Genomic DNA, 2,110 nt, shown 5'->3' with positions numbered 1-2,110 from the left:
GCTTTGTAAATGTTATAACATAACTGATTTAGAGTGTTAACAAAATACGAAATAGGTGCTTGGCTGAAGGACGACTTATCTGGCAGTGACTGTCTACGAATGGCTATGGCACCATGTACTTCCCTTCACTGATAACGACAAAGGTGAGTGAAGGGAAGAGAGCAAGAAAATTAGAAAAATTGGTTTTATTTACTTGAAAAGACCTTTCAGAGCGTCTTTCAAGTGTCCGGCTTTTTTCTCAATCTCTTTTTCCAGACGCTTTTTCACTTCCTGTCTGGCCAGTGAAGCAATAGTGTCGGCCAGACGCTCGGTGTCAACGCCACACTCCTGCTGGCCTAGCTTGCCCTGGCAACGAACCGGCCAGGTGACGTTGACATAGTCTTCGTTAACCACGCAAGCTGGATCGCTGTCAGGAGCACGGTCGCCACTGATGTTCAGGCCCAAATGATAATCCAGAGTCTGTTTGACCAGATTGATATTGCCGTCACCTTTGAGGTTCAGGTTGGTCAGGGCAGCAGTCAGGTCTTTATTGTTGGCTACCCCGTTGCTAATGGTGAAACTGCCTCTAAGCCGGGTGAACCGGGTGGTATGACCCCAGTCTTTTTTCTGCAGATCCTGCTTGCGAATCCTGGCAATTCCCTCGCACACCATCTTGTCAAAGTTAGCCTCAGTAAAAGCCCCCTGATCGACTTTGAAGTCGATCTTACCGTTCAGGTTGCTGGTCAGAACACTTTGTAGCTGGCCATGGGTCGTCAGGTTCATGTCTGCATTCACTTTACCCTCAATAGACTTCAGCGCCGGTATAGGCTGAGCCAAAGCCTGCAGGTTGATACCTTTCAGGCTTGCTGTTGTCTGAACGTCGGGATCACCTTTCTTGCGAACATCGAGTTCGCCGTCCAGATCAATGCTCCCGTCATAAAAGCCGGAAGTTAGCTTGATATCCTGGCGCCCTTTCAGGGCTGTGAGCTGGACTGAAGGCTGATTAAAAATGAGTTTTGCAACGGTCAGGGAAGTCAGCCCCAAAGAGCCTTTGATGTTCAGAGGACGCAGGGTGTCTTCCGGAATCAGTGGCAGCTCCTGATTTGGCTGAAGTGCTTTTGCAGTGTCTGATGCAACGGTTGGGGGCTCTGTGCTCTGAACACCTTCTGATTTTTCTTCTTTGGATGCTGTCTCTTCATTAGTTGGTGGCAGATAGCGATCCAGGTTCAGATCACCGCCCTTGAACTGAAAGGTCATGTCCTGTTGTTCCAGATTTCCGATTTTGAAAAAGCCATCGATGTTGAAACCATCCAGCGTCAGATCCAGCTTGTCCGCAGAGAAACTATTACCATCGGTGCTAAAGCTGCTCTTGAAAGCCATCTGAGTCATTGCCCCGGGATCTGCCATGGGCGGGAGCAGGATCTTGATCTCTTTTAGAAACTTGCCCGGATTGAATTGAGTGACATCGAGGTGACCTTTCACCATCAGTGGTTTTTGCTGAATATTCAAAGAGCCAACAATTTGCAGGGTTTCGGCGCTTTCCCCAACAAGGTTCTCTTCTGCCGGGCTGGCGGAGATATTGAGATCTTTCAGATCATAAGTGCCGTCTTTAAGGTTGAATTTCAGAACGCCACTGATGCCAGTCATCAGCGTCAGATCCGGTTCACCGCTTCTAATGCGCGCTTTCAGATTGAAGTCAAAAGGCTCATTGTTGCGAACTGCCCCGGTTTCCAATCCCGCCTGATCAACCAGATAGGTTTTGCCTGTGCTCTTGTCGTTGTAACGGATCACCAATCCTTCAACGGTGACATGGGCAATATCCAGCTCCAGAGGAGCAGATTCGGTTTTACCTTCGGGCGTTATAACGGTTGTGGTCTCTGTTGCTGTCGGTTGGCTGGCTGCATTTTTGGAAACTTCCCAGTTGCCTTGGCCAGACTCATTTTTGACCAGGTTGAGCTCTAGCCCTATCAGTCTGGCTGTTTGCATCTCTACTTTTTTGCTTAACAACGGTAGCAGTTTAACGCTGACTTCCGCTTTACCCAGTTCAGCCAGATCGGAGTTGTCTGCACCTTTTACATTCACCTGCTCGAGGGAAAGTCCCAGCCAGGGAAAGACCGACCAGTCAATGGGG

The 2,110-nt window shown here is 49.0% G+C and carries 1 protein-coding gene; it reads right to left on the bottom strand.

The window, feature by feature from the left end; all coding sequences use genetic code 11:
* Nucleotides 1-189 precede the first annotated feature (189 nt).
* The coding region (locus KDK17_RS00425; protein ID WP_257287094.1) for an AsmA family protein at nt 190-2,110 on the bottom strand (1,921 nt) is incomplete at its 5' end.

Source organism: Endozoicomonas sp. SESOKO2 (assembly GCF_024606245.1).
Taxonomy (GTDB): Bacteria; Pseudomonadota; Gammaproteobacteria; order Pseudomonadales; family Endozoicomonadaceae; genus Endozoicomonas_A.
Note: the sequence above shows the minus strand (reverse complement) of the source record. Positions and strands in the feature narration are given on the sequence as shown.